General features: G+C 52.7%; 26 protein-coding genes. 8 read left to right on the forward strand and 18 right to left on the reverse strand.

Annotated elements, in window-relative coordinates; translation table 11 throughout:
* Positions 1-212 precede the first annotated feature (212 nt).
* Positions 213-590 (forward strand): DUF1885 family protein, encoded by a 378-nt coding sequence (locus tag GJ1_RS14320; protein WP_066233774.1) that lies wholly within the window; start codon positions 213-215, stop codon positions 588-590.
* Between the two features lie 25 nt (positions 591-615).
* On the opposite strand, the gene GJ1_RS14325 is transcribed toward GJ1_RS14320, so the two are convergent.
* The 5 genes from GJ1_RS14325 to pdhA all read right to left on the reverse strand — a co-directional run bounded on the left by GJ1_RS14325 (position 616) and on the right by pdhA (position 5,993).
* On the reverse strand, positions 616-858 hold the full coding sequence (locus GJ1_RS14325; protein ID WP_066233777.1) for a hypothetical protein: 243 nt from the start codon (positions 856-858) through the stop codon (positions 616-618).
* Positions 859-1,116: 258 nt separating this feature from the next.
* A complete protein-coding gene (gene lpdA / locus GJ1_RS14330) occupies positions 1,117-2,529 on the reverse strand; it encodes a dihydrolipoyl dehydrogenase (protein WP_066233779.1) in 1,413 nt (470 codons plus the stop codon).
* Between the two features lie 4 nt (positions 2,530-2,533).
* On the reverse strand, positions 2,534-3,832 hold the full coding sequence (locus GJ1_RS14335) for a dihydrolipoamide acetyltransferase family protein (RefSeq protein WP_066233781.1): 1,299 nt from the start codon (positions 3,830-3,832) through the stop codon (positions 2,534-2,536).
* A 70-nt stretch (positions 3,833-3,902) separates the two neighbouring features.
* Positions 3,903-4,880 carry a pyruvate dehydrogenase complex E1 component subunit beta gene (gene pdhB / locus GJ1_RS14340; RefSeq protein ID WP_066233783.1) on the reverse strand — a complete coding sequence of 326 codons (978 nt, stop codon included), beginning with the start codon at positions 4,878-4,880 and terminating at the stop codon, positions 3,903-3,905.
* Between the two features lie 3 nt (positions 4,881-4,883).
* Positions 4,884-5,993: a pyruvate dehydrogenase (acetyl-transferring) E1 component subunit alpha gene (gene pdhA, locus GJ1_RS14345; RefSeq protein WP_066233786.1), complete on the reverse strand. Its 1,110-nt coding sequence runs from the start codon at positions 5,991-5,993 to the stop codon at positions 4,884-4,886.
* Positions 5,994-6,519: 526 nt separating this feature from the next.
* Here pdhA and def point away from each other — a divergent pair.
* Entirely contained in the window at positions 6,520-7,074 is a 555-nt protein-coding gene (gene def, locus GJ1_RS14350; protein ID WP_063330701.1) for a peptide deformylase, read from the forward strand.
* A gap of 52 nt (positions 7,075-7,126) precedes the next feature.
* Here the strand turns inward: def and GJ1_RS14355 are convergent, their stop codons facing one another.
* Complete coding sequence (locus tag GJ1_RS14355) at positions 7,127-7,909, reverse strand: Cof-type HAD-IIB family hydrolase (RefSeq protein ID WP_083510012.1); 783 nt, start codon at positions 7,907-7,909, stop codon at positions 7,127-7,129.
* 177 nt (positions 7,910-8,086) lie between these two features.
* Here GJ1_RS14355 and GJ1_RS19305 point away from each other — a divergent pair, with 177 nt between their 5' ends.
* From GJ1_RS19305 to rnjA, 3 genes are all read left to right on the forward strand, one after another.
* Positions 8,087-8,221 carry a hypothetical protein gene (locus GJ1_RS19305; protein ID WP_281176950.1) on the forward strand — a complete coding sequence of 45 codons (135 nt, stop codon included), beginning with the start codon at positions 8,087-8,089 and terminating at the stop codon, positions 8,219-8,221.
* A gap of 152 nt (positions 8,222-8,373) precedes the next feature.
* The gene (locus GJ1_RS14360) at positions 8,374-8,589 is read left to right on the forward strand and encodes a DNA-dependent RNA polymerase subunit epsilon (RefSeq protein WP_066233795.1); all 216 of its coding nucleotides are present in this window, start codon (positions 8,374-8,376) and stop codon (positions 8,587-8,589) included.
* Positions 8,586-10,253, forward strand: coding sequence for a ribonuclease J1 (gene rnjA, locus GJ1_RS14365; RefSeq protein WP_066233797.1), 1,668 nt, complete (start codon positions 8,586-8,588; stop codon positions 10,251-10,253). The genes GJ1_RS14360 and rnjA overlap by 4 nt, the downstream gene beginning before the upstream one ends.
* Positions 10,254-10,330: 77 nt before the next feature.
* On the opposite strand, the gene GJ1_RS14370 is transcribed toward rnjA, so the two are convergent.
* The 5 genes from GJ1_RS14370 to GJ1_RS14390 form a co-directional block, all read right to left on the reverse strand.
* The gene (locus GJ1_RS14370; protein ID WP_013145901.1) at positions 10,331-10,993 is read right to left on the reverse strand and encodes a potassium channel family protein; all 663 of its coding nucleotides are present in this window, start codon (positions 10,991-10,993) and stop codon (positions 10,331-10,333) included.
* 160 nt (positions 10,994-11,153) lie between these two features.
* Entirely contained in the window at positions 11,154-11,396 is a 243-nt protein-coding gene (locus tag GJ1_RS14375; protein WP_066233799.1) for a YkuS family protein, read from the reverse strand.
* A gap of 45 nt (positions 11,397-11,441) precedes the next feature.
* Positions 11,442-12,578 (reverse strand): N-acetyldiaminopimelate deacetylase, encoded by a 1,137-nt coding sequence (locus tag GJ1_RS14380; RefSeq protein ID WP_066233801.1) that lies wholly within the window; start codon positions 12,576-12,578, stop codon positions 11,442-11,444.
* A 60-nt stretch (positions 12,579-12,638) separates the two neighbouring features.
* The gene (gene dapD / locus GJ1_RS14385; protein WP_066233804.1) at positions 12,639-13,349 is read right to left on the reverse strand and encodes a 2,3,4,5-tetrahydropyridine-2,6-dicarboxylate N-acetyltransferase; all 711 of its coding nucleotides are present in this window, start codon (positions 13,347-13,349) and stop codon (positions 12,639-12,641) included.
* A gap of 125 nt (positions 13,350-13,474) precedes the next feature.
* Positions 13,475-13,948, reverse strand: coding sequence for a substrate-binding domain-containing protein (locus GJ1_RS14390; RefSeq protein WP_245629406.1), 474 nt, complete (start codon positions 13,946-13,948; stop codon positions 13,475-13,477).
* Between GJ1_RS14390 and GJ1_RS14395 the strand changes: the two genes are divergently transcribed.
* The gene (locus tag GJ1_RS14395) at positions 13,947-14,336 is read left to right on the forward strand and encodes a sulfite exporter TauE/SafE family protein (RefSeq protein ID WP_245629405.1); all 390 of its coding nucleotides are present in this window, start codon (positions 13,947-13,949) and stop codon (positions 14,334-14,336) included. The genes GJ1_RS14390 and GJ1_RS14395 overlap by 2 nt on opposite strands.
* Here the strand turns inward: GJ1_RS14395 and cbpB are convergent.
* The 5 genes from cbpB to fadH all read right to left on the reverse strand — a co-directional run bounded on the left by cbpB (position 14,293) and on the right by fadH (position 17,755).
* Positions 14,293-14,766 carry a cyclic-di-AMP-binding protein CbpB gene (cbpB, locus tag GJ1_RS14400; protein WP_066233807.1) on the reverse strand — a complete coding sequence of 158 codons (474 nt, stop codon included), beginning with the start codon at positions 14,764-14,766 and terminating at the stop codon, positions 14,293-14,295. The genes GJ1_RS14395 and cbpB overlap by 44 nt on opposite strands.
* Positions 14,767-14,861: 95 nt before the next feature.
* Complete coding sequence (abbA, locus tag GJ1_RS14405; protein WP_066233810.1) at positions 14,862-15,059, reverse strand: antirepressor AbbA; 198 nt, start codon at positions 15,057-15,059, stop codon at positions 14,862-14,864.
* Positions 15,060-15,277: 218 nt separating this feature from the next.
* Positions 15,278-15,511, reverse strand: coding sequence for a hypothetical protein (locus GJ1_RS14410; RefSeq protein ID WP_066233813.1), 234 nt, complete (start codon positions 15,509-15,511; stop codon positions 15,278-15,280).
* Positions 15,512-15,559: 48 nt separating this feature from the next.
* Positions 15,560-16,777, reverse strand: a complete 1,218-nt coding sequence (locus GJ1_RS14415; protein ID WP_066233816.1) for an EAL domain-containing protein — start codon at positions 16,775-16,777, stop codon at positions 15,560-15,562.
* 210 nt (positions 16,778-16,987) lie between these two features.
* Positions 16,988-17,755, reverse strand: coding sequence for a 2,4-dienoyl-CoA reductase (gene fadH / locus GJ1_RS14420; protein WP_066233818.1), 768 nt, complete (start codon positions 17,753-17,755; stop codon positions 16,988-16,990).
* Positions 17,756-17,899: 144 nt separating this feature from the next.
* On the opposite strand from fadH, the gene GJ1_RS14425 reads away from it, so the two are divergent.
* Both GJ1_RS14425 and GJ1_RS14430 read left to right on the forward strand, forming a co-directional pair.
* Complete coding sequence (locus GJ1_RS14425; protein WP_066233821.1) at positions 17,900-18,769, forward strand: metallophosphoesterase; 870 nt, start codon at positions 17,900-17,902, stop codon at positions 18,767-18,769.
* A gap of 80 nt (positions 18,770-18,849) precedes the next feature.
* Positions 18,850-19,284 (forward strand): YkyB family protein, encoded by a 435-nt coding sequence (locus tag GJ1_RS14430; RefSeq protein ID WP_066233824.1) that lies wholly within the window; start codon positions 18,850-18,852, stop codon positions 19,282-19,284.
* A gap of 558 nt (positions 19,285-19,842) precedes the next feature.
* On the opposite strand, the gene GJ1_RS14435 is transcribed toward GJ1_RS14430, so the two are convergent.
* Complete coding sequence (locus GJ1_RS14435) at positions 19,843-21,270, reverse strand: glycosyltransferase family 2 protein (RefSeq protein WP_373278044.1); 1,428 nt, start codon at positions 21,268-21,270, stop codon at positions 19,843-19,845.
* Positions 21,249-21,937 (reverse strand): HEAT repeat domain-containing protein (locus GJ1_RS14440; protein WP_066233830.1); only part of this gene is annotated, 689 nt, incomplete at its 5' end. The genes GJ1_RS14440 and GJ1_RS14435, both read right to left, overlap by 22 nt.

Raw genomic sequence — 21,937 nt, forward strand, 5'->3', positions numbered from 1 at the left:
CCAATCGCTCTTTTTTCCACCCATCGTCTAGCGACATATGGTACAATGAATTTGAACTACTCCACTGTTCGGAAAATTCGATGATATAGGCTGGACTTCCTGCCATTCATCTCCCACTTATTTTTGGGCTATGCCCTGAACAAAACGGAAGTGGGGGTCTTCTGTTGAGAAATGATAAAGACGCAATGCGAATCATGGGAGGGGCGAGAAACATGAACACCTATCTAAAGCTGCCGGCGGGGAAAACGATGACAACCGAGGACGTCAAACAGCTGCTCGAACGCTACCAGACGGCGCTCAAAAAAACGGGGGAACAGCTCGGTTGGGCGTATGAACAGGCCGCTTTCCCGTATACGGTCCGCGAACACGAATCCATTCTCTACTTGCAAGGCGACGGCCGTTTGTACAAAGGGATGGCGATTTCCGTGCGGACAGCTGGGGAAGAGACATTCATTGACGTCACACTGCCGCCGGGGGCGACGCATGGGGATAAAGGGAAGGCCAATGAATTCAGCAAATGGCTGGCGAAAACGCTCGGCGGGGAATTGCACTTGTTCAGCGGCCGGACGATGGCGTTTGGCGGCGCGTAAACAGCGGTGGAGTGCCCGCTGTTTTTTATTGGACGGCCTGCCAAATGACATGCTGGCCGGCAAAGTACACCGCCGCCGTCCCAATCGTCGTCAGCGCTGCCTTGCGCGTCGCCAAGCCGAGCCGGCGCGCCAGCAAAAACGCGATGTACATAAAGACGCACAGCATCAGCCCGCGGAAAAACGGCCGGTCCCTTCCTGACAGCCACTCGATCAATGAGAAACTGCTCCAAATCATCATTTGCAGCAAAAACGCTACGTATGCTTTCATGTTGATTCCATCTCCCGCTTTTCTTTACCATAACGATATGAAACGAGAGCGGAAAATAGTATGAGAAATTGGACAAGAAATGAACTAGGCCATTTCTTTAAAACAAAAGGCTGTTGATCGGGCGCAGCAGCAGGCGGAAATACAGCTGCCGCCGCAGATTCGTTTCTTTTCCGCCAATCATCTTGCTTCTGGATGATGTTCCCTGCTTATTGCACCGCAAGAAAAAGGTGCCCCGTCGTATTCGGGACACCTTCGTTTTTACTTCGCAATGATATGAATCGGCGTGCCAAGCGCCACTTCCGCCGCTTCCATAGCGATTTCGCCAAGCGTCGGATGGGCATGGATCGTCAACGCGATGTCTTCCGCGGTCATGCCGGCTTCGATGGCAAGCCCAAGCTCGGCGATCATATCCGAGGCGTTCGGGCCGATGATTTGCGCTCCGATGACGACGTTGTCTTCTTTGCGGACGACAAGCTTCAAGAAGCCGTCCGTATCGTTGAGCGACAGAGCGCGACCGTTGGCGGCAAACGGGAATTTCGCCGTAATGACGTCGATGCCTTCCTCTTTCGCCTGCTGCTCAAAATAGCCGACCGAGGCGCATTCCGGATCGGAGAAGACGACCGCCGGAATGGCGATGTAATCGACGACCGACGGATGGCCAGCGATGGCTTCCGCCGCCACTTTTCCTTCATACGACGCTTTATGGGCGAGCGCCGGGCCTGGGACGATATCGCCAATGGCAAAAATATTCGGCACGCTCGTCCGGCATTGTTGGTCCACTTCAATCAAGCCGCGGTTGTTCATTTTGATGCCGATTTGTTCGAGGCCGAGCTCATCTGTATTCGGCCGGCGGCCGACCGTCACCAACACATAGTCGGCGTCAATCGTTTTCGTTTCGCCGTTCGCTTCATACGTGACCGTCACGCCGTCTGCACGCTCTTCGGCTCCTTTCGCAAGCGCGTTCGTTATGACTTCGACCCCTTTGTTCTTCAGACGGCGTTTAATGACAGACACCATTTGCTTTTCAAAACCGGATAAAATCTCACCGGCCCCTTCAAGAATCGTCACTTTCGCCCCAAAGTTGGCGTAGGCGGTGCCAAGCTCGATGCCGATGTAGCCGCCGCCGATGACGACAAGCGACTTCGGGATTTCCCCGAGGTTGAGTGCGCCGGTCGAGTCAAGAATGCGGCCGGAAAACTTGAAGTTTGGCAGCTCGATCGGGCGCGAACCAGTGGCGAGAATCGCGTTTTTAAACGTATACGTCTGCGCGCTGTCGCCGTTGACGACGCGCACCGTGTTGGCGTCGACGAAATACGCTTCCCCTTTGACGATGTCGACTTTGTTGCCTTTGAGCAGCCCTTCAACGCCGCCGGTCAACTTTTTGACGATGCTCGCTTTCCATTCTTGCACTTTCGAAAAATCGACGGTGACATTTTCCGCCTTGATGCCCATTTCTTCGGAATGTTTCGCCTGCTCGTAGCGGTGGCTTGCCGAAATGAGCGCCTTGGACGGGATGCAGCCGACGTTTAAGCAGACGCCGCCCAAATTTCCTTTTTCCACAATCGTCACTTTTTGACCGAGCTGCGCGGCGCGGATGGCGGCGACATAGCCGCCAGGGCCGGCGCCGACGACGAGCGTTTCTGTTTCAATTGCAAAATCGCCAACTACCATCGTTTTACGCCTCCATTAATAATAATTCTGGATCGCTTAACAGCTGTTTGATATGGTTGAGCGCTTTTTGCGCCGTCGCTCCGTCGATCATCCGGTGGTCGAAGCTGAGCGAAAGAGCCAACACCGGAGCGGCGACAATTTCCCCGTCGCGGACGATCGGTTTTTCGGCAATGCGGCCGATGCCAAGAATCGCCACTTCCGGATGGTTGATGACTGGAGTGAACCATTGCCCGCCGGCCGAGCCGATGTTCGTGATCGTGCACGATGCGCCTTTCATTTCGTTTGGCATCAGTTTGCCTTCGCGCGCTTTTTCAGCGAGTTCGTTGATTTCTTTCGCCAGCGCGAAAATCGGCTTCCGGTCGGCATGTTTAATGACCGGCACGAGCAAACCGCGGTCCGTGTCAGCGGCGATGCCGATGTTGTAGTAATGCTTATGAATAATTTCCTCCGTCGCATCGTCGATCGACGTATTCAGCGCCGGATATTCACGCAGCGCGGAAACAAGCGCTTTGACGACATACGGCAAGAACGTCAGCTTGATTCCTTTTTCCGCGGCAATGGCCTTGAATTTTTTTCGGTGAGCAACAAGCTTCGTCACATCGACTTCGTCCATGAGCGTCACGTGCGGAGCCGTATGTTTCGAATGCACCATCGCCTTGGCGATCGCCCGACGGATGCCGCTCATTTTCTCGCGCGTTTCCGGGAATTCGCCTTCCGGCACAACCGGTTTCGCCGCTGGCGCTTGCGGCGCTGCTTTCTCTTCCGCCGCTTGCGGCGCCGGCGCAGCTGCAGCTTTTGCGCCGCCGGCGAGGAAGGCATCAATATCTTCTTTCAAAATGCGGCCGTTTTTCCCTGTGCCTTGGACGAGGCGGATATCGACGCCTTTTTCACGCGCATATTTGCGCACGGACGGCATCGCGATGACGCGGCGGTTCGGGTCGGCTTCCGCCGCCGGCGCTTCCGGAGCGACCTCAACGTTTTCTTCTTTCGACACGGTTTCCGCTTTTTCCTCTTTTTTCGCCTCTTCTTCGTGCTCCTGCCCTTTAAACGTCATGTTTTCATAGCCCGGTGCATCGAGCGTAATAAGCGTTTGCCCGACCGTCGCCACTGTTCCTTCCGGGACGAGGATCTCAAGCACTTTTCCTTTGACCGGAGACGGGATCTCGACGACCGCTTTGTCGTTTTGCACTTCGCACAACACGTCGTCCTCGTTCACTTCATCGCCCGGCTTGACGAACCATTTGACAATCTCGCCTTCGTGAATGCCTTCGCCAATGTCCGGCAGCTTAAATTCAAATGCCACTGTGGTCGACCTCCTATCGTTTGCCGAAAATGAGCGGGGAAGGCGCTTTGCTCCCCCGGACTTGTCCACATTAGAAATGGATCACTTTTTTCGCCGTCTCGATCACGTCTTTAAAGTTCGGCAGCCATACCGATTCCGCTTGCGCGAACGGATAGACGGTATCCGGCGCGGTGACGCGCAATACCGGCGCCTCAAGGCTTAAAATCGCACGCTCGTTAATTTCCGCGACGACGTTGGCAGCGATGCCGGCCTGCCGTTGCGCTTCTTGCACGACGATGGCGCGGCCCGTTTTTTCGACCGAACCAATGATCGTCTCAATATCGAGCGGCTGCACGGTGCGCAAGTCGACGACTTCGGCAGAAATGCCTTCCTTCTCTAATTCTGCCGCCGCTTTTAACGATTCATGCACCATGGCCCCGTACGCGATGATCGTAATGTCTTTCCCTTCGCGCTTAATGTCCGCTTTGCCGATCGGAATCGTGTACTCTCCTTCCGGCACCTCTTGGCGGAACGAGCGGTACAGCTTCAAATGCTCAAGGAAAATCACCGGATCGTTGTCGCGGATCGCCGAGATGAGCAGTCCTTTCGCATCATACGGCGTCGACGGGATGACGACTTTCAAGCCCGGCTGTTGGGCGACGAGCCCTTCTAAGCTGTCTGAGTGCAATTCCGGCGTATGGACGCCGCCGCCAAACGGCGAACGAATCGTAATCGGAACATGGTAGCGGCCGCCAGTGCGGTAGCGGATGCGCGCCATTTGTCCGCAAATCGCATCCATCGCCTCATAGACGAACCCGAAAAACTGAATTTCCGGCACCGGGCGGAACCCTTGCAAAGCCAAGCCGATCGCCAAACCGCCGATCCCTGATTCGGCCAACGGTGTGTCAAAGACGCGCTCTTCGCCAAACTCCGCTTGCAGCCCTTCGGTCACCCGGAATACGCCGCCGTTGACCCCAACGTCTTCTCCAAACACGAGCACGTTCGGATCGTTTCTCATCTCGATGCGCAGCGCATCGGTGATCGCTTGAACCATTGTCATTTGCGCCATGGCTTACTTCGACTCCTTCTCTTTATAAATTTCATACTGCTCTTTTAAGTTCGCCGGCAGCTCTTCGAACATAATGCTGATTAAGTCGGTCACTTTTTGTTTCGGCGTTTCGTCCGCTTTTTTGATCGCTTCCTTGATGTCCTCTTTCGCCTGCTCGATGACTCGGTTTTCTTCCTCTTCGCTCCATAAGCCTTTCGCTTCTAAAAACTTGCGGAAGCGGACAAGCGGGTCTTTTTTCGCCCATTCGTTTTCGAGTTCCTTCGAACGATAGCGCGTCGGATCGTCGCCGGACATCGTATGCGGACCGTAGCGGAAGCAAAGCGTTTCGATGAGCGTCGGCCCTTCGCCGTTAATGGCGCGTTCGCGGGCCGCTTTCACCGCGGCGTAGACCGCAAGCGGATCCATGCCGTCGACTTGAATGCCCGGAATGCCGGCAGCGACCGCTTTTTGCGCCAATGTTTTGGCGACCGTTTGCTTTTCCACTGGCGTAGAGATGGCAAAGCGGTTGTTTTGCACGACAAAGATGGCCGGCGCCTTAAACGCCCCTGCGAAGTTGATCCCTTCGTAAAAGTCGCCTTGCGATGTGCCCCCATCGCCGGTGTATGTAATGGCCACCGCTTTTTTGCCCCGCATTTTCAAGCCGAGCGCCACGCCGGCTGCCTGAATGTATTGAGCCCCGATGATGATTTGCGGCGGCAAGACATTGACGCCTTCGGGAATTTGGTTGCCATGGAAATGACCGCGCGAGAACAAAAATGCTTGATAGAGCGGAAGCCCGTGCCAAATGATTTGCGGAACGTCGCGATATCCCGGCAAAATGAAATCTTCTTTTTCAAGCGCAAAATGGCTGGCGATTTGGCTCGCTTCTTGCCCGGCGGTCGGCGCGTAAAACCCGAGTCGGCCCTGGCGGTTCAACGAAATGGAGCGCTGGTCGAGGATGCGCGTATACACCATGCGGCGCATCAGCTCTTTCAGCTGCTCATCGCTTAACTCCGGCATCGCCTTTTCGTTGACGACTTCGCCTTCTTCATTCAAAATTTGAAACATCGGGAACTGCTCGGCCACTTTCTCGAGCTGCTCCGCGAATCGAAATTGGGAGGTTTTCACACCCATGTTGTTCACCTCTGCCTTTCATCAAAAATTTAGAAACTAGGCTGCATTCATCCATATACTATTAATGTACCCAAAACGAAAGAGAAATAAAAAACAGCCGCCATCCGGCGCCAACGCCAAACAACAAAGGCGTCGAAACCTGTATCACTGTTTTTTAAAACTAAATTAGTACAATACACATTTGCAAGTTTTAGTTTACACGTTCTTGGATCAACCGTCAACGACTTTGATTTATCGTGTTTTCTTGTTTTATTTTTGGGCGAAATTGGAATGAAGGATATTTCCTTAACAATCTGTTATATTACATCCCACCTCATCTGTATAAGTGCTGTATTATATTTTCACAAAATATAAACACGCCATTGCCCGACAAGGAAATGGAAACGTTTTCTGTAATTCAACTCGTTACTTTTATTATACTAAAATAATATATCCGTGCGGCTGTGTTTTTATTTACGATCGATGCTCATTTTGTTAGACTAAACGGTAGACAGCGATGCCAAACGTTAGGGAGTGAACGAAGCGAATGATCACGATGAAAGACATCATCAAAGAGGGGCATCCGACGCTGCGGAAAGTCGCTGAGCCCGTTCCGCTGCCGCCTTCGGAAGAGGATAAGCGCATTTTGCAAAGCTTGCTTGACTACGTGAAAATGAGCCAAGACCCGGAGCTGGCGGCCAAATACGGCCTGCGGCCCGGCATTGGCCTTGCCGCCCCGCAAATCAACGTCTCGAAGCGGATGATCGCCGTCCATGTCACCGATGAAAACGGGACGCTGTACAGCTACGCCTTATTCAATCCGAAGATCGTCAGCCATTCCGTCCAGCAATGTTACTTGACGACCGGGGAAGGCTGCCTGTCGGTCGACCGCGACGTGCCGGGGTATGTGCCGCGCTACGCCCGCATCACTGTTACCGGGACGACGATCGACGGCGAAGAAGTCACACTGCGCTTGAAAGGGCTGCCGGCCATCGTCTTCCAACATGAAATCGATCACTTAAACGGCATTATGTTCTATGACCGCATCAACCCCGATGACCCGTTTCAAGTGCCGGACGGGGCGATTCCGATCGGGCGCTAAAAAGCCCCCTGTAAATGGCGAGCGGCCCAGCCGAAAAGGCCAAGGCCGCTTTTCATCGGATGAGCTGCAGCTGTTTCAATCCGTACCAAATGCCTTCCTTATCGACCGGCTTCGTAACGAAGTCGGCGACCCTTTTCACTTCCTCATGGGCGTTGCCCATCGCCACCCCGGTTCCGACGAACGAGAGCATTTCAATGTCATTCAATCCGTCGCCGAACGCGTACACATCCTTCTTATCGATCCCGAGCTTTTCGATCATCATGCGGATGCCTTCCGCCTTCGAGCCCCCTGCCGGCAGCACATCGGTCGAGACCTCGTGCCAGCGGACGAAGCGAAATTCGGGATAGTTGCGCACATACAGCTCTTCTTCCTCGGCGCGGCAAAACAGAAGCGCCTGATAAATGTCTTTGTTCTCGTAATAAAGGGGATCGACAGGCGGGTGGGCAAATTTCAAACTGCCCATGCTGGCGTGGATGTGCGGGTGGTCGCCGACGCTCGCCCTCATTTCCTCGGCATTCATAAAGACGAGCGGGTGGCCGTTTTCGTGGGCTTCCTCTGTGAGCGCTCTGACTTTCTCGCGCCGAAGCGGCTGCTTGTATAGCACGTTCCCTTCAAAAACGACGTACTGACCGTTGAAGCTGACGAACGAATCGATGCCAAGCTGTTTGCGCACATGCTCAAACATAAACGGAGCGCGTCCGGTGGCGATGGCGACATAAACGCCCGACTGCTTCAGGCGGCGAACCGCTTCGACCGCGGATGGCGGCAGTTGCTTTTGCTCATCAAGAAGCGTGCCGTCGATGTCGAAAAAGACGATTTTTCTTCCCACGTTCACTTTCCCCTTGTTGAAAAGTTGTTCATTGTTTACCGTACTGAAAAACGCCCGGAATGTCAACCAAGAGGCACGACCTGTTCCATTTTTACCCATGAAAAACAAGCCCCTGCCTACATATCATATATAATAGAACATTTACTTTCACCGCAAAATGAGTACAATAAAAAGTGAGGAGTGATGAAATATGTTGAAAAAGCTGAAAAAAAAGCTGCTTCAACAGTGGAAAGATCTGCTCCGGAAAAAATTGATCGCCTGACCGTTACAACCACAGCCCTTCCGCTCGAAGGGCTTCTTTCCCTCTTTAGCAAATAAAGCGGGCAACATTCGTCAAAGATGATGCATATCGTCGGCACATCTCCCGCCGGTTTTTTGCTTTTTGGCAACAAAACACATGAAAATAAGGTTTCATTCCTATATAATAAAATAATAAAGCAACGATTTGTACGATAAGGAGAGATTTCGCGATGATTTTCAAAGTGTTTTACCAAGAAAACGCAGACGAGGTGCCCGTGAGAGAAAAAACGAAAACGCTCTATATCGAAGCAGAATCAGAGCGGGACGTACGCCGAAAACTTGAAGACCGTCCGATCAATATTGAGTATATTCAGCCGTTAGAGGGAGCGCATCTAGAATACGAAAAGAAAAGCCCTAACTTTCAAGTATTGGAGATTCCATCATGAAGCTGCTAACTGATCAGCAAGTAGGCGTTTTTGCCCTCGGCGGACTGGGTGAAATCGGGAAAAATACATACGGCGTACAATTCCAAGACGAAATCATTGTCATCGACGCGGGCATTAAATTCCCAGAAGATGAACTGCTCGGCATCGATTACGTCATTCCGGACTACTCGTATTTAGTGAAGCATGCGGATAAAGTGAAAGGGCTGTTTATCACCCATGGTCACGAAGACCATATCGGCGGCATTCCGTATTTGCTCCGGCAGGTGAACATCCCGATTTACGGCGGCAAATTGGCGCTTGGGCTCATCCGCAACAAGCTTGAGGAACACGGATTGCTGCGCCAAGCAAAGCTCATTGAAATTCGCGAAGACGATGTCATCCGCTTCCAAAAAACGGCCGTCACCTTTTTCCGGACGACGCACAGCATTCCGGACAGCTACGGCATCGTCGTCAAAACACCGGTTGGACAAATCGTCCACACCGGGGACTTTAAATTCGACTTTACGCCAGTGGGCGAGCCAGCCAATTTGACAAAAATGGCAGAAATCGGAAAAGAAGGCGTGCTTTGCCTCATGTCGGACAGCACGAACAGCGAAATTCCGCATTTTACGATGTCGGAGCGGCGCGTCGGCGAAAGCATCCACGATATTTTCCGCAAAGTGGAAGGTCGCATCATTTTCGCCACGTTCGCGTCGAACATCCACCGTCTCCAACAAGTGACGGAAGCGGCCGTCGCCAACAACCGGAAAATCGCCGTCTTCGGCCGGAGCATGGAAGCGGCGATCGAGATCGGACAAGACCTCGGCTATATTCAATGTCCGAAAGGCACGTTCGTCGACGCGAACGAAATCAACCGCCTGCCGGCCAACCGCGTGACCATTTTATGCACCGGCAGCCAAGGCGAGCCGATGGCCGCTTTGTCGCGCATCGCCAACGGCACGCACCGGCAAATTCAAATCATCCCAGGCGATACGGTCGTCTTTTCCTCGTCGCCGATCCCGGGCAACACGGTGAGCGTCAACCGGACGATCAACATGCTGTATCGGGCCGGCGCTGAGGTGATCCATGGCCCGCTCAACGACATCCATACGTCCGGGCACGGCGGGCAGGAAGAGCAAAAATTGATGATCCGGCTGATGAAGCCGAAATATTTCATGCCGATCCACGGCGAATACCGGATGCAAAAAATGCACGCCAAGCTCGCCATCGACTGCGGCGTGCCGGAAGAAAACTGCTTCATTATGGATAATGGCGAAGTGCTCGGCATCAGTGAAAACGATGCGCGCATCGTCGGCAAGATCCCGTCCGGTTCCGTCTATATCGACGGCAGCGGCGTGGGCGACATCGGCAACATCGTCTTGCGCGACCGCCGCATTTTGTCCGAAGAAGGGCTCGTGATTGTCGTCGTCAGCATCAACATGAAAGAGTTTAAAATCGCTGCCGGCCCCGATATTATCTCCCGCGGCTTCGTCTATATGCGCGAGTCGGGCGATTTGATCAGCGAAGCGCAAGTATTGATCACGAAACATCTCGAAAAAGTGCTGGAACGAAAAACGAATCAATGGTCGGAGATCAAAAACGAAATTACAGAAACGCTCGCTCCGTTCTTATACGAACGGACGAAACGACGGCCGATGATTTTGCCGATCATCATGGAAATCTAAATGAAAAAGGGCGTCCTTGCAAAAGGATGCCCTTTTTCCATCATAATGATGCACAGACTCTCCCCACCTGCCAGCCGTCAACCGACGACTTTTTCTTCGAACCGGTCAATGTCGCTGTCAGCACCGATGACGACCAATACATCGCCTTTGCGGATGATTTCCGAAGCGAGCGGCGAAACGATGACGCTCGCTCCGCGTTTGATGGCGACGATGTTGATGCCATAGCGGGCGCGGATGTCAAGCTCTAACAGCGAATGGCCGTCAAGCCGCTCACTTGCCACGATTTCAACAATGCTGTATTTGTCCGACAGCTCCAAATAATCGAGGACGTTGTTGGAAATCAAATTATGGGCGATCCGCTCGCCCATGTCGCGCTCGGGATGCACGATTTGGTCAGCACCGATTTTTTTCAGCACTTTCTCATGGTAATCGTTTGTCGCCTTGACGGTAATATGGTTGACGCCGAGCTCTTTTAAAATAAGCGTCGTCAAAATGCTCGCCTGGATGTTGTCCCCGATCGCGACGATGACATGGTCGAAGTTGCGGATGCCTAAACTTTTCAGCACGTTTTCATCGGTCGTGTCGCCAACGACAGCGTGCGAAGCGATCGACGCAAATTCGTTCACCCGGTCTTCGTCAATGTCGATGGCCAATACTTCCATTCCTTGTTCGCTGAGCGTGCGGCAAATGCTGCCGCCAAAGCGCCCGAGGCCGATGACGGCAAACTGTTTCTTTTTCATCACGATTCCTCCATCGTTTGCCAAACGTTGTTTCTTCCCCTTTATTTTAGCAAAAAAAGAAAAGGAACGAAAACCGTCTTCGCTCCTTTTTCTACTATCCTTTATACCACATTTCCGCAAAAAACGGGCTGCTGGCGCGCACAGCCCGAACGTTGGATCATCAGCGAAGTTTTTCTTCGACTTTTTGGCAAATCTCTTCTGCGGTGAGCCCACTCGCTTCAATGATCGGACCAGACGTGACGGTGTTGTGAATGCCGGCGATGTTTGCGTCCAGACCGGTAATGACGCAACAGTCGCAACCTCTTGCGTCTTGCTCCCCGCGGAGCGGCACAACGTCATACCCTCTTTCTCTCAACGCCTCTTGCACATCGGTCAGCGATGGCTCTACACCAATTTTTGCCATCCCACTCCACCTCCTCACACATAATGTGCCTTGACGGAGGTGGAACTATACTTCCGAATTCCCTTTCCAGGAAAAATAGTCGATCAAAAAAGCGATCGCGCAGTCGATCGCCGCTTCATCCGGGGCCAGCTTCGCATGGTGCAGCCCATACGACGAGGCGACGCCAAGCCAAAACATAAAACCTGGGATTTCTGCCAACATGTAGCCGAAATCTTCTCCAGTCATCGCCTCTTTACAGCGGATGACGTTCACGCCGCCGTGCGTCTCGGCAAACTTCATAAATTCCGCTGTCAGCTCCGGATCGTTGTACACTTGATGGTACATGGCGCCGTAATCGATAGTTGCTTCACATTCGTACGCGACTTCAATGCCACGCACCATCGCTTCAATCCGCCGCTTCACCGCCTGCATCGCCGCGGTGGAGAGCGTCCGAATCGTCCCTTCCAGTCGAGCGTGCTCTGCGATGACGTTTTGCACCGTTCCGCCGACAATTTTTCCGATCGTAATGACCGCGCTATCCAGCGGATCGACGTTGCGGGCGACAATCGATTGGAGCTGGGTGACAAGCGCGCAGGCGGCGACGACCATGTCGTTGGCCAAATGCGGAAACGCCGCATGACCGCCTTTCCCCTTCAGGTCGATAAACAACTCGGACGTATTGGCAAACAGCAACCCTTCTTTCGTTGCGATCGTGCCGACCGGATATTCCGGTGCAATATGCAAGGCGACGATCATATCCGGCTTCCATTCCCGCATGATGTCGCTTTCCAACATCGGCTTTGCTCCGCCCGGCCCTTCCTCGGCCGGCTGGAACACAAACAGCAAGTCGTCTTTCGGTGGATGATGGGCAAAATGGGTGAGCACGCCAAGGGCAATGCTCATATGGACATCATGGCCGCACGCGTGCATTTGCCCTTCGTGCTTCGACCGGTACGGCAATCCGGTCTCTTCGCGAATCGGCAGCCCGTCCATATCAGCACGGTAGCCGATCGTTTTGCGCGGCGCCGTTCCGTTGACTTTGACGAAAATGCCGGTTTTCCATGTCCGAACTTGAAGCCGCTCTTGCGGCAACGATCGGATGTAGTCAAGCAAATATTGCTGCGTTTTCAACTCTTGAAACCCAAGCTCCGGAATTTGATGCAAGTCGCGGCGAATGGCGACAAATGGACTGATCGTCCCCATCCTCTCTCTCCTCCATTTGGCAAAAAAGCTGCCCGATGAAAGGACAGCTTTCTAGCGTGATTATAATTGGCGAAGCTCCTGCTTAATCTCAGTTTTCGCCCGCGTCTGCTCATCGATTTGCTTAATGACGCGCGCCGGCACGCCGGCCACGACCGTATACGGAGGCACATCTTCCACGACGACCGCGCCGGCGGCGACAACCGCTCCTTTGCCGACCGTGACTCCTTCCAAAATGACGGCATTCGCCCCGACGAGTACATCATCTTCGATGACAACCGGCTTGGCTGATGGCGGCTCAATCACGCCTGCCAACACCGCTCCGGCACCAATATGGCAGTTTTTCCCGACCGTCGCCCGTCCGCCAAGCACGGCGTTCATGTCGATCATCGTCCCTTCGCCAACGACGGCGCCGATGTTGATGACCGCCCCCATCATAATGACGGCGTTGTCGCCGATTTCGACATGGTCGCGGATAATGGCGCCCGGCTCGATGCGCGCTTTAATGCCTTTTAAGTCCAAGAGCGGAATGGCCGAGTTGCGGCGGTCGTTTTCGACGACATAGTCCTCGATTTTGTCTTGATTCGCTTCGATTGCTGCTTGAATGTCTTGCCATTCGCCAAACACGACACCGGCGTTGCCCGTGATAAATGTTTTGGCGCTTGGGCCGAAATCGATGCCTTCGAGATCCCCTTTTATGTATACTTTGACCGGTGTCGTTTTTTTGCTGTTTTGAATGAATGAAATGATTTCATTGGCGTCCATCATCTTCATAGGCAGCACCCTCCTTTGCATCTCTATTCTTCTTTACTTTAGCAAAATAGGGAGCATGGTGACAAGCAACATTTCATCAATGGACCCTTTCTCCGCTTTCGCTTCGCTTAGAAGACGAACGTTTCTCAGGAGAGAGGGGAGAATTGCCGCAATACTTTCCAAAAGGACTGTACTTGCGGAAGAGACCATGCTGTTTCCGAACTGATCAGCCATGTATCCCTCGTCATCCATTCACCATGTTTATTCTTTAACGGAATTAGATGAACGCGATGTTGCTCCCGATCATCTAAAGCCATTTCTGGCAAAATCGCATAGCCAACTCCGTGATAAGCGAGCTGTTTACATGTTTCGATTTGATCGACCATCACAGTTCGCACTGGCATCGTTCGAAATCGCTCATGCCACCATTGTTGAATATGCAGCGAATACGTCGAATCGCTTTTAAATTGAATAAACGGCCGGTCCGCATGGATCAGCTGATCGAGAGACCAAATTTCTCGGTCAACTAAATAGAACTGATCGGCGAATAACCGAATGGCCATCCCATTCCAGTTTGGTTTGCCCCGAACAATCCCTATGTGGAATCGATTTTCATACATGCCGCCCAACACTTCACTTGTCCACCCAGTTGCCAATGACACATTGACATGCGGATGCAGCGTCTATGACGGCATGTTTGGTCCAGGCCAAGCCACGATGCTCATGTACGCTTATTTGCGCGCCGGCATGGATTACTTATCCGCCATGACGCTGACAAGATTCCAAACGTTCATCAGCTGCTTCGGCGCACTGGCGTCTTATCTATACAGTGGCCATGTGAACTGGCATATCGCTCCGTTCTTAGCGATTGGATCATTGATCGGCGCCCAAGTATCGGTGCGAGTCGCACAAAAACTGAAACAAAGCCAGCTGCGCTTGTTATTGCACACGATTACTTTTCTGCTCATTGTTCAGCTTCTTTTCGGCCTGGTTTCCGGCCGCCATTAGGCCTCCGCAGCTGTTTATTCAATCGCTTCAATATTTCGCGGCGGGTAAAAATCCCTTCAAAATAACCGTCTCCGTTTTCCACGCAGACGAACGGATGGTTGACAATCAGCCCGATGGCCTTCATCAGGCTGTCGTCAAGCCGCAGGCGCGGAATGTTTCGGTTCATCACTTCTTCGACCTTCATCGTCTCGAGCCGTTCAAATTCGATGCGCTCCAATCCCAAAATCGCATCCATAATCATGGTCATGCTGATGAGCCCGTGGAGCTTATAAGACGTGTCCAACACTGGGATCGCCGAATAGCCGGTTTTTGTCAGGACGAGCAGCGCATGGTCCAAATAATTTCCCGGCTGCACATGCGCCACTTTATCCGCCGGAATCAGAAATGGCTTGACCGTCATTTGCACGAATTCATTGTGTTCCCATGTCATGCTGATGCTCCGCCTTTCTTCTGCATCTTCTCCTCTCCACTTGGTATCATATCATAAAAAAGACTATCGCTTCCTGCGATAGCATTCCGTCACTTTTATTCTCTTTCAGTCAAAAGGCGGTCGTATAAGCGCAAAAGCTGCCGGTACCGGTGTTCATCGGCCGCCTTGTCTCCGTTTTCGATATCCGCCAGCTCGGAGCGGACGAGCTCGAGCGCATAGTGCTGACTGAACAAAACGTCAAGCAATAACGCCGCTTCCTCGTCCGACAGCCTTGGCGGCAGCCGCTTCGCCATCTTCATTCCCCCTTTGCCTCTTCCGCTTCCATATATATTCGCCGGCAAAGGAAAAAAGTCGTGGAAAAAACCGTCATTTCTAGGCAGCCAAAAGAGACTGTCTCAAAAGGCTGTTTTCTCCTAACTAAGCGGGGCACCATATATGGTTTTTGATCGTGTTTGCTGCATATATACAGCAGTAAGAAAAGGTGTCCCGCCCCTTTTGGGACACCTTCCGTTCAATAATAGCGAAGCGCCAAGTAGCCGATGGCCAAAATGGAGAGCAAGACGGCGAGTATATAAGCGAGCAACACCGGGTTGCGCAAATAGGCGTGCTCTCCGACCGTTTTTGGAATCGGTCCATCAAGCTCTCCTTGCCAGCGCTGCTGGCGGCCAAGGCGGACTGTGTAAATGAATCCAATGACCGCGATGAACGCCGAGAGGACCGATAAGACAAAAGTCAATTGCGCCATAAGTTTCACCTCATGTTTACTTTGCCGCAATGAGGCGATTTTATACGATCAATAATGGGCGTCATGCTCAAACAAATAGCTGTAGGACAAATCGATAAACAAGTAATGGCGCTCATCAATCGGGTACGAATACGTCCGGATCGTTTCCCCGGTTTCAATGTCCGTGTATAAATCGGACAAAATCCCTCTCCGACGCGAACGCATGCGAATAATGTTTTCCAAAAAATACGGGCGCCAGCTCCAGTTTTTCATATAATATTGCGGCTGGAGCTCCCACCGGCCGCCGCGCTTGAACATATTGCCCGACTGCTGGAAGCCGTCCTCGTCGCAAACATAAATGCGGAAGCAAACGTCATCGAGCTCAGCGGCCAGCATCGAAATGAGCTCGTTAAAATTGGCAGCTTTTTTGTATTTGCCAAGCAGTGCGCTGATTCGCTGCTGAAACTGTTCGGAAATTTGATACAGCGTTTCAAGCTTTTTCTTCTCCTGCTGGATGAAACGATGGCATTCTTGGCGGAGCAAATCCTTCAACAAATCGCGCGGCACGACCTCGGGCGCCGGTTTCGCCAAATAATACCCTTGATAATAGCGGCCGCCATGCCGCCAAGCATACTGAAGTTGAAACGACGTTTCGATGTCCTCATATAGGAGCGTTGCTCCGATTTTGCGCGCCAACAGCGAAATCGAGTGAACGATTTCCTGGTATGCCTGGTGAACGGACGTCTTCCGCAGCTCATGCAAATCAATTTTTAAAATGTCAGGCGACAAGACGCCGATTCGTTCAAGATGAATGCTATGTTCGGCGATGTTGTCAACCGCCACTTTTATGCCGTATGTACGGAGGTACGTCAATAAATGACTGAGCTGATCGACGTCGCCTTTGAAATGCTGCTCGTTGATTTCCAAAACGATGCGGCCAAGCGCCAACCCTTTTGCTGCATAGGAAAGAAGCAACTGCAAAAACGATTCGCCGCGGTCGAGCATCAGCAAGTTGGCGTCGCGGTTTAGAAAAATGAGCAGCGTTTGATCGGCTAGCGATAGAAAATAATCAAGCGCCTTTTTCGTGATCACATCATCCACTTCGATGCGAAACTCTTCCGGAATCGTTTCATCATGAAAAAACGGCCCAAGGCTGACCGGCCCTGTTTCCGTTTGAAACCGTCCGAGCACTTCATAGCCGACGACTCCATGCTCATCGGCGCTGAAAATCGGCTGATAGTACGGAACGACTTGCGGCAAATTGGCCATAACGTCTAATGCATCCATCGCGCTCACCTCATTCTTGTCGACCCTCTTTGCCTTTATTATAGCATAATTGTCCAACTGTCCCCGGCGCAAAAAAAAGCGGCTCCCCTGCCAACAGGGAATCCGCTCGCGACAAAGGCCTCCATGCATGATGCGATGCGCGGCAAAGAAAAAGACAATGCCTGCAATCCTTTTTGAATGAGGACGCCTCTTGCTTTACGGCAAATGGGGCTAAAACGGCCGCCGGTTCAGCCATTGGCCGCCGTCGACTGTGATGCAAGCGCCGTTAATGTAAGCGGCTTCATCCGAAAGCAAAAACGAAGCGACCGCCGCGATTTCTTCCGGCGTTCCAAGCCGTCCGAGCGGCACGCTCTCGATCGTCATCCGCTCCGCTTCTTCCGACTCCCAGAGGCGCTCCGCCCCGCCCGTGCGCTCGATCGGCCCCGGAGCGATGGCGTTGACGCGAAACCCGTATTTTTTTCCCCATTCGACCGCCAGCGTGCGCGTCATCGCCAGCACTCCAGCCTTCGCGCTTGCAGAATGAATGACCCCGGCGCCGGCATGCCAGGCGTATGTCGCAACGATGTTGATGATGTTCCCTTTTAGGCCGCGCTGAATCCAATAGTTGCCGACTTCCCGGCTGCAGTAAAACGTGCCGTTTAACACGATGTTAATAACGCTGTTCCAGCCGTTGATCGACAGTTTTTCCGCCGGACAAATAAAATTGCCAGCCGCATTGTTGACGAGAGCATCGATGCGGCCGAACTCTGCGTCAGCCCGCTCCACCATGTGCGCCACCTGTTCCGGGTTGCGCACATCCATCGGAACCGTAAGCACTTGTCCCCCTTCTGGCGTGGCGATTTCCCGCTTTGCCTCTTCAAGCGCCTCAGCCCGCCGTCCGGTAATAACGACGTTCGCCCCCTCGGCGACAAACCGCTTCGCCATATATTTCCCCATTCCGCTCGACCCGCCGGTCACAATGATCACTTTTCCGTTCATTCATTTCTCCCCCTTATGACTGATGATTCATTCATTTTTATCATACTATAAAATACCGGAATATTCGAATAGTATTATGCTTCTATTGTCCTTTTCTTCCTCTTTTCGTTATAATAAAGCTGCTTGTGAAAGGACGGCGAAACGATGCATCATATCGAAACAACCAAACTAAGCCGGCGCGCCTTTTTGAAAAAGCTGGCGCGCACGAGTTTCAGAGCGGCGCTGGCGACGGCGGCCGCCTCCGGCTACACCCTCTGGATTGAGCCGGCCGAGCTGACCGTGACGCACCATACGCTGTCGCATCCGTTGATCCCAAAGTCGTTTGCCGGTGTCAAGCTGCTGCAGTTCAGCGATCTCCATCTCGGCCATTATTACGGCTTAGAACGCTTTTACCGCGTCATCGGCCGCATCAACGAACTTGGGCCCGATCTTGTCGTCTTCACCGGCGATTTGCTTCATGAGGCGAACCGGTATCCGCACACTGAAACAGTCGCTGAGGCGTTGGCCGGCATCCGCGCTCCGCTCGGAAAGTTTAGCATTTACGGAAATCATGATCACGGCGGCTACGGGACGAACATTTACCGCCGATTGATGGAACGGGCTGGCTTCCGCGTCCTCGTCAACGAGCATGTGCTCGTCCGCCGCGGCCACGACGCGATCGCCATCGCCGGCAGCGATGATATGATGCTCGGGCAGCCGGACTGGTCGAAAATGACTCGCGGCATTCCGCCGGCGACATATACAATCGCCCTCGTTCATGAGCCGGACGGCGCCCTTGAGACGCGCCGCTTCTCCATTCACGTTCAGTTGTCCGGCCATAGCCACGGAGGGCAAATTCAGTTGCCGTTTATCGGGCCGCTCATCACGCCGCCGCTGTCTGAGCGGTATTACGAAGGATTTTACCACGTCGGCGGGCTCTTGTTGTACGTCAACCGCGGCCTTGGCACGACGCGGGTGCCGCTGCGATTTCTCGCCCCGCCGGAGTTGACCGTTTTTTCGCTTGCTCCTAGTTAGAAGCGGGACAAACTAGCAACAATGCCGCTTCCTATGTTATCTTTCTATGTTATAATAGAAAGAAAAAAGGAGACATGCCGATGAAACCGGTGCAATTGACGGTCGACAATATTGCCAAAGCGATTTTTACCGTCAACCGCCATGCTAAGACAGCATTGAATCCTTCGTTTCTTTATCTTTTGAAGAAAAAAGCGATCGAAAAGCTGCTTGAAGAGGGCAAGGCGAAAAAAGTCGGCCTCCATTTTTCCCGCAATCCGAAATACAGTCAACAGCAATCCGACGTGCTCGTCGCCGTCGGCGATTACTATTTTCACATTCCCCCGACGAAACAAGATTTCGCCGCCCTTCCGCACCTCGGCGCTCTCAATGATTCGTACCGCAACCCTCCAGCTCGGATGCCGCTGTCGGAGGCCAAAGCCATTCTCATCGCCTACACCGGACTGAAGGAAAAACCGGAACAAAGTCCGAAACAGCTGACAAGGCCGGTATTTAGACGGCTCGGCGACCGCTATTAGGCGGGCGCCGCCTTCCACCTTGCTTTTTCGCCTTGAATTCATCAGCTGCCCCTTGGGCGGCTCTAGCGCTTTGATCGGCTTGGCGGCGGGGAGAGCCGCGCCGACGCCTTTTTTGCTTCTTTATTTAACCTGCATCTTTTCTCTCGCCTCTCCCCCACTTACTCCTTTCAGTCGTTGAAGTGGTGGTCTCCTCGCCTGAAAATGCTGAAAGCCGCCCTAGAAAGCCGGTGAAAAACAACCATTTCTCTTAAACCGATGGTTCTCGAGTAAAGAGAAGAACAATATTTAAAAGTTTCTCAATTTGAAAAATGCCATGGTTGGGCGCATTTTCTCTCATATTTCGCAACCTTTGCATAATATACAAAAAAATAACTCAAATATTCGCATAAAAATAAATTTTTATACAAATATTGTAAAATAACTAATTTTTATTCGCTAAAATCAGGCTTATTTTGAATTTTTATTCATGGTGCGAAATGTGAGTTTTCTGTTACATGACCGGCCTTCTAGCCCCCTTTTCGCTGATCGAAAACAAGCGATTGGTTGATGTTCTGCCGGTTATGCTGACACTCCTTTTCGCTTTATGCTCCCCCATTGCTTTTTTCGGCGAATGGCGTCGATCACCCCTTCGCACCGCCACCAAGCGGTAAGCGGGCGGTACCAAAACGTCTCGGTCAGCGAGAAGAAAAAAAGCCTCACCAAATCAGATACGTTTGGGAACTTCCGCTCTGTCCATTCTTCAAGCAAGACGGCGGCGGCCGACAAAAACGAACCGTACAACACAGAAACCGTCAGCAACAGAAGAGCAAACTCCACGTACATGCTCCCGAGAAACAATGAAAAAACAACCACGATATAGCCGATCAATTCAACGACCGGTCCGAGAAGCTCAATGAACCAAAAATACGGCAGCGAAAGAAGGCCGATCGAACCGTATTTCGGGTTGAACAGCATCGACCGATGCATCCATAAGCTCTCAAGCAGCCCGCGATGCCAGCGCCGCCGCTGCCGGCGCAAATCGCTATACGTTTCCGGCGCTTCTGTCCAACAAACCGGGTCAGGAATATAAATGATTTTTTTCGCTTCGCTCTTTTCTCGCGCCAGCCGATGCAGGCGCACGACGAGTTCCATATCCTCGCCAGCAGTATCGGCATATCCGCCCGCTTCGATCACCCAAGGTTTGGAAAAGACGCCGAACGCCCCGGAAACGATCAACAGCAAGTTATGGCGGCTTAAGCCGAGGCGGCCGAGCAAAAACGCGCGCAAATATTCAATCGTCTGCATAATGACGAGTGGCCGCGGCGACAATCCGACTTTGACGATTTCCCCGCGTTCAATCCGACAGCCGTTGGCGATCCGGACACTCCCCCCAGAGGCGATGACTTCTCCGTCGGATTCAAGCATCGGTTTCATCACTTTCAAAAACGCGCGCCGCTCAAGGACAGAATCGCCATCAATAGAACAAATGTATGGATAACGAGCAGCGTTGATCCCGGCGTTCAACGCGTCGGCTTTTCCGCCTTTTTCTTTATCAAGAACAAATAAATGTGGATAATCCGGCGAGCGGTAAACCGCTTTGATGTCCTTTGCCTCCAGTTGGCGGCGAATGATGCGATAGACCGGTTGCAGACGGAAATGATCGATCAGCCGCTCAAGCGTCTTGTCAGTTGACCCGTCATTAATGACGATCACTTCATACTGCGGGTATTCGATGGCTAGCAGTGAGCGAACCGAGCCGACAATGCCCGCTTCCTCATTATAAGCTGGAACGAGGATCGATACCGGCTTCGCATAGCTGGCATCAAGCAATTCTTCATACGGTTCCCAATCGTCAAGGCGATGAGTGCGGCGCAAATGAAAGAACGCGGCAACAAGCAAAAACGCATAAAAAGCGAGAACGACAGCCATATAAACGAGCACGACATGTCCGATGGCCAATAGGAACGCTTGCCACACTTCCACCATCACCCCTCCTCCCCAAGCCATTGTTTCGCTATGTCACGGGCATAACGGTCCACCGCTGTGCGCGCCGCTTTGTGCAGCACTGCCCGGCCGCCTGGCAGGCGCGCGATGGCAGCAGCCGCTTCCGAACGAACGGCAAATGAACGGTCAGCCAGCCGCTCATACAGCAATGGAAGCAGCCGCTCTTCACGGCATTTTCCGGCGAGGCGGGCAGCCATCAGCCGCTCTTGCCAATGCGGCGAGCACAAGTAGCGCTCAAGCTTTGGCGCTTCAAGCGGTATGCCGATTTCTGACATCGCCTTGAGCGCACGAACGCGAATTTCCAACTCTTCCGACGCCAATTGCTCGAGCAAAAACAACCGTTCCTCTCGGCGGCGGATGCCGATCATATCGATAAACGCGTATTTTCCCGCCGGCGGCAGCTCAGCGAACCGCTTTTTTAACCGTCGGAGCAGCCGCTCGCTCATATGACCGAAAATGACCCGATACGAAAACTCTGTTAACTCATATTTCGGTTCAAGCACATACGAGATAACCGGGCTATAATCGAATTTGGCGAAAATGGCCAATAGTTTCGCCACCTCTCCTTTCGTCACCCGATCAGAGCGGTACAGCTGCTCCATCTCCGACAGCATCGCCTTCATCTGCAAATCTTCGATCAAAAACAGCGCGTTCATCCGCTCGCTCCAAG

The sequence above is a fragment of the Geobacillus jurassicus NBRC 107829 genome, assembly GCF_001544315.1.
GTDB classification, from domain to species: Bacteria; Bacillota; Bacilli; order Bacillales; family Anoxybacillaceae; genus Geobacillus; species Geobacillus jurassicus.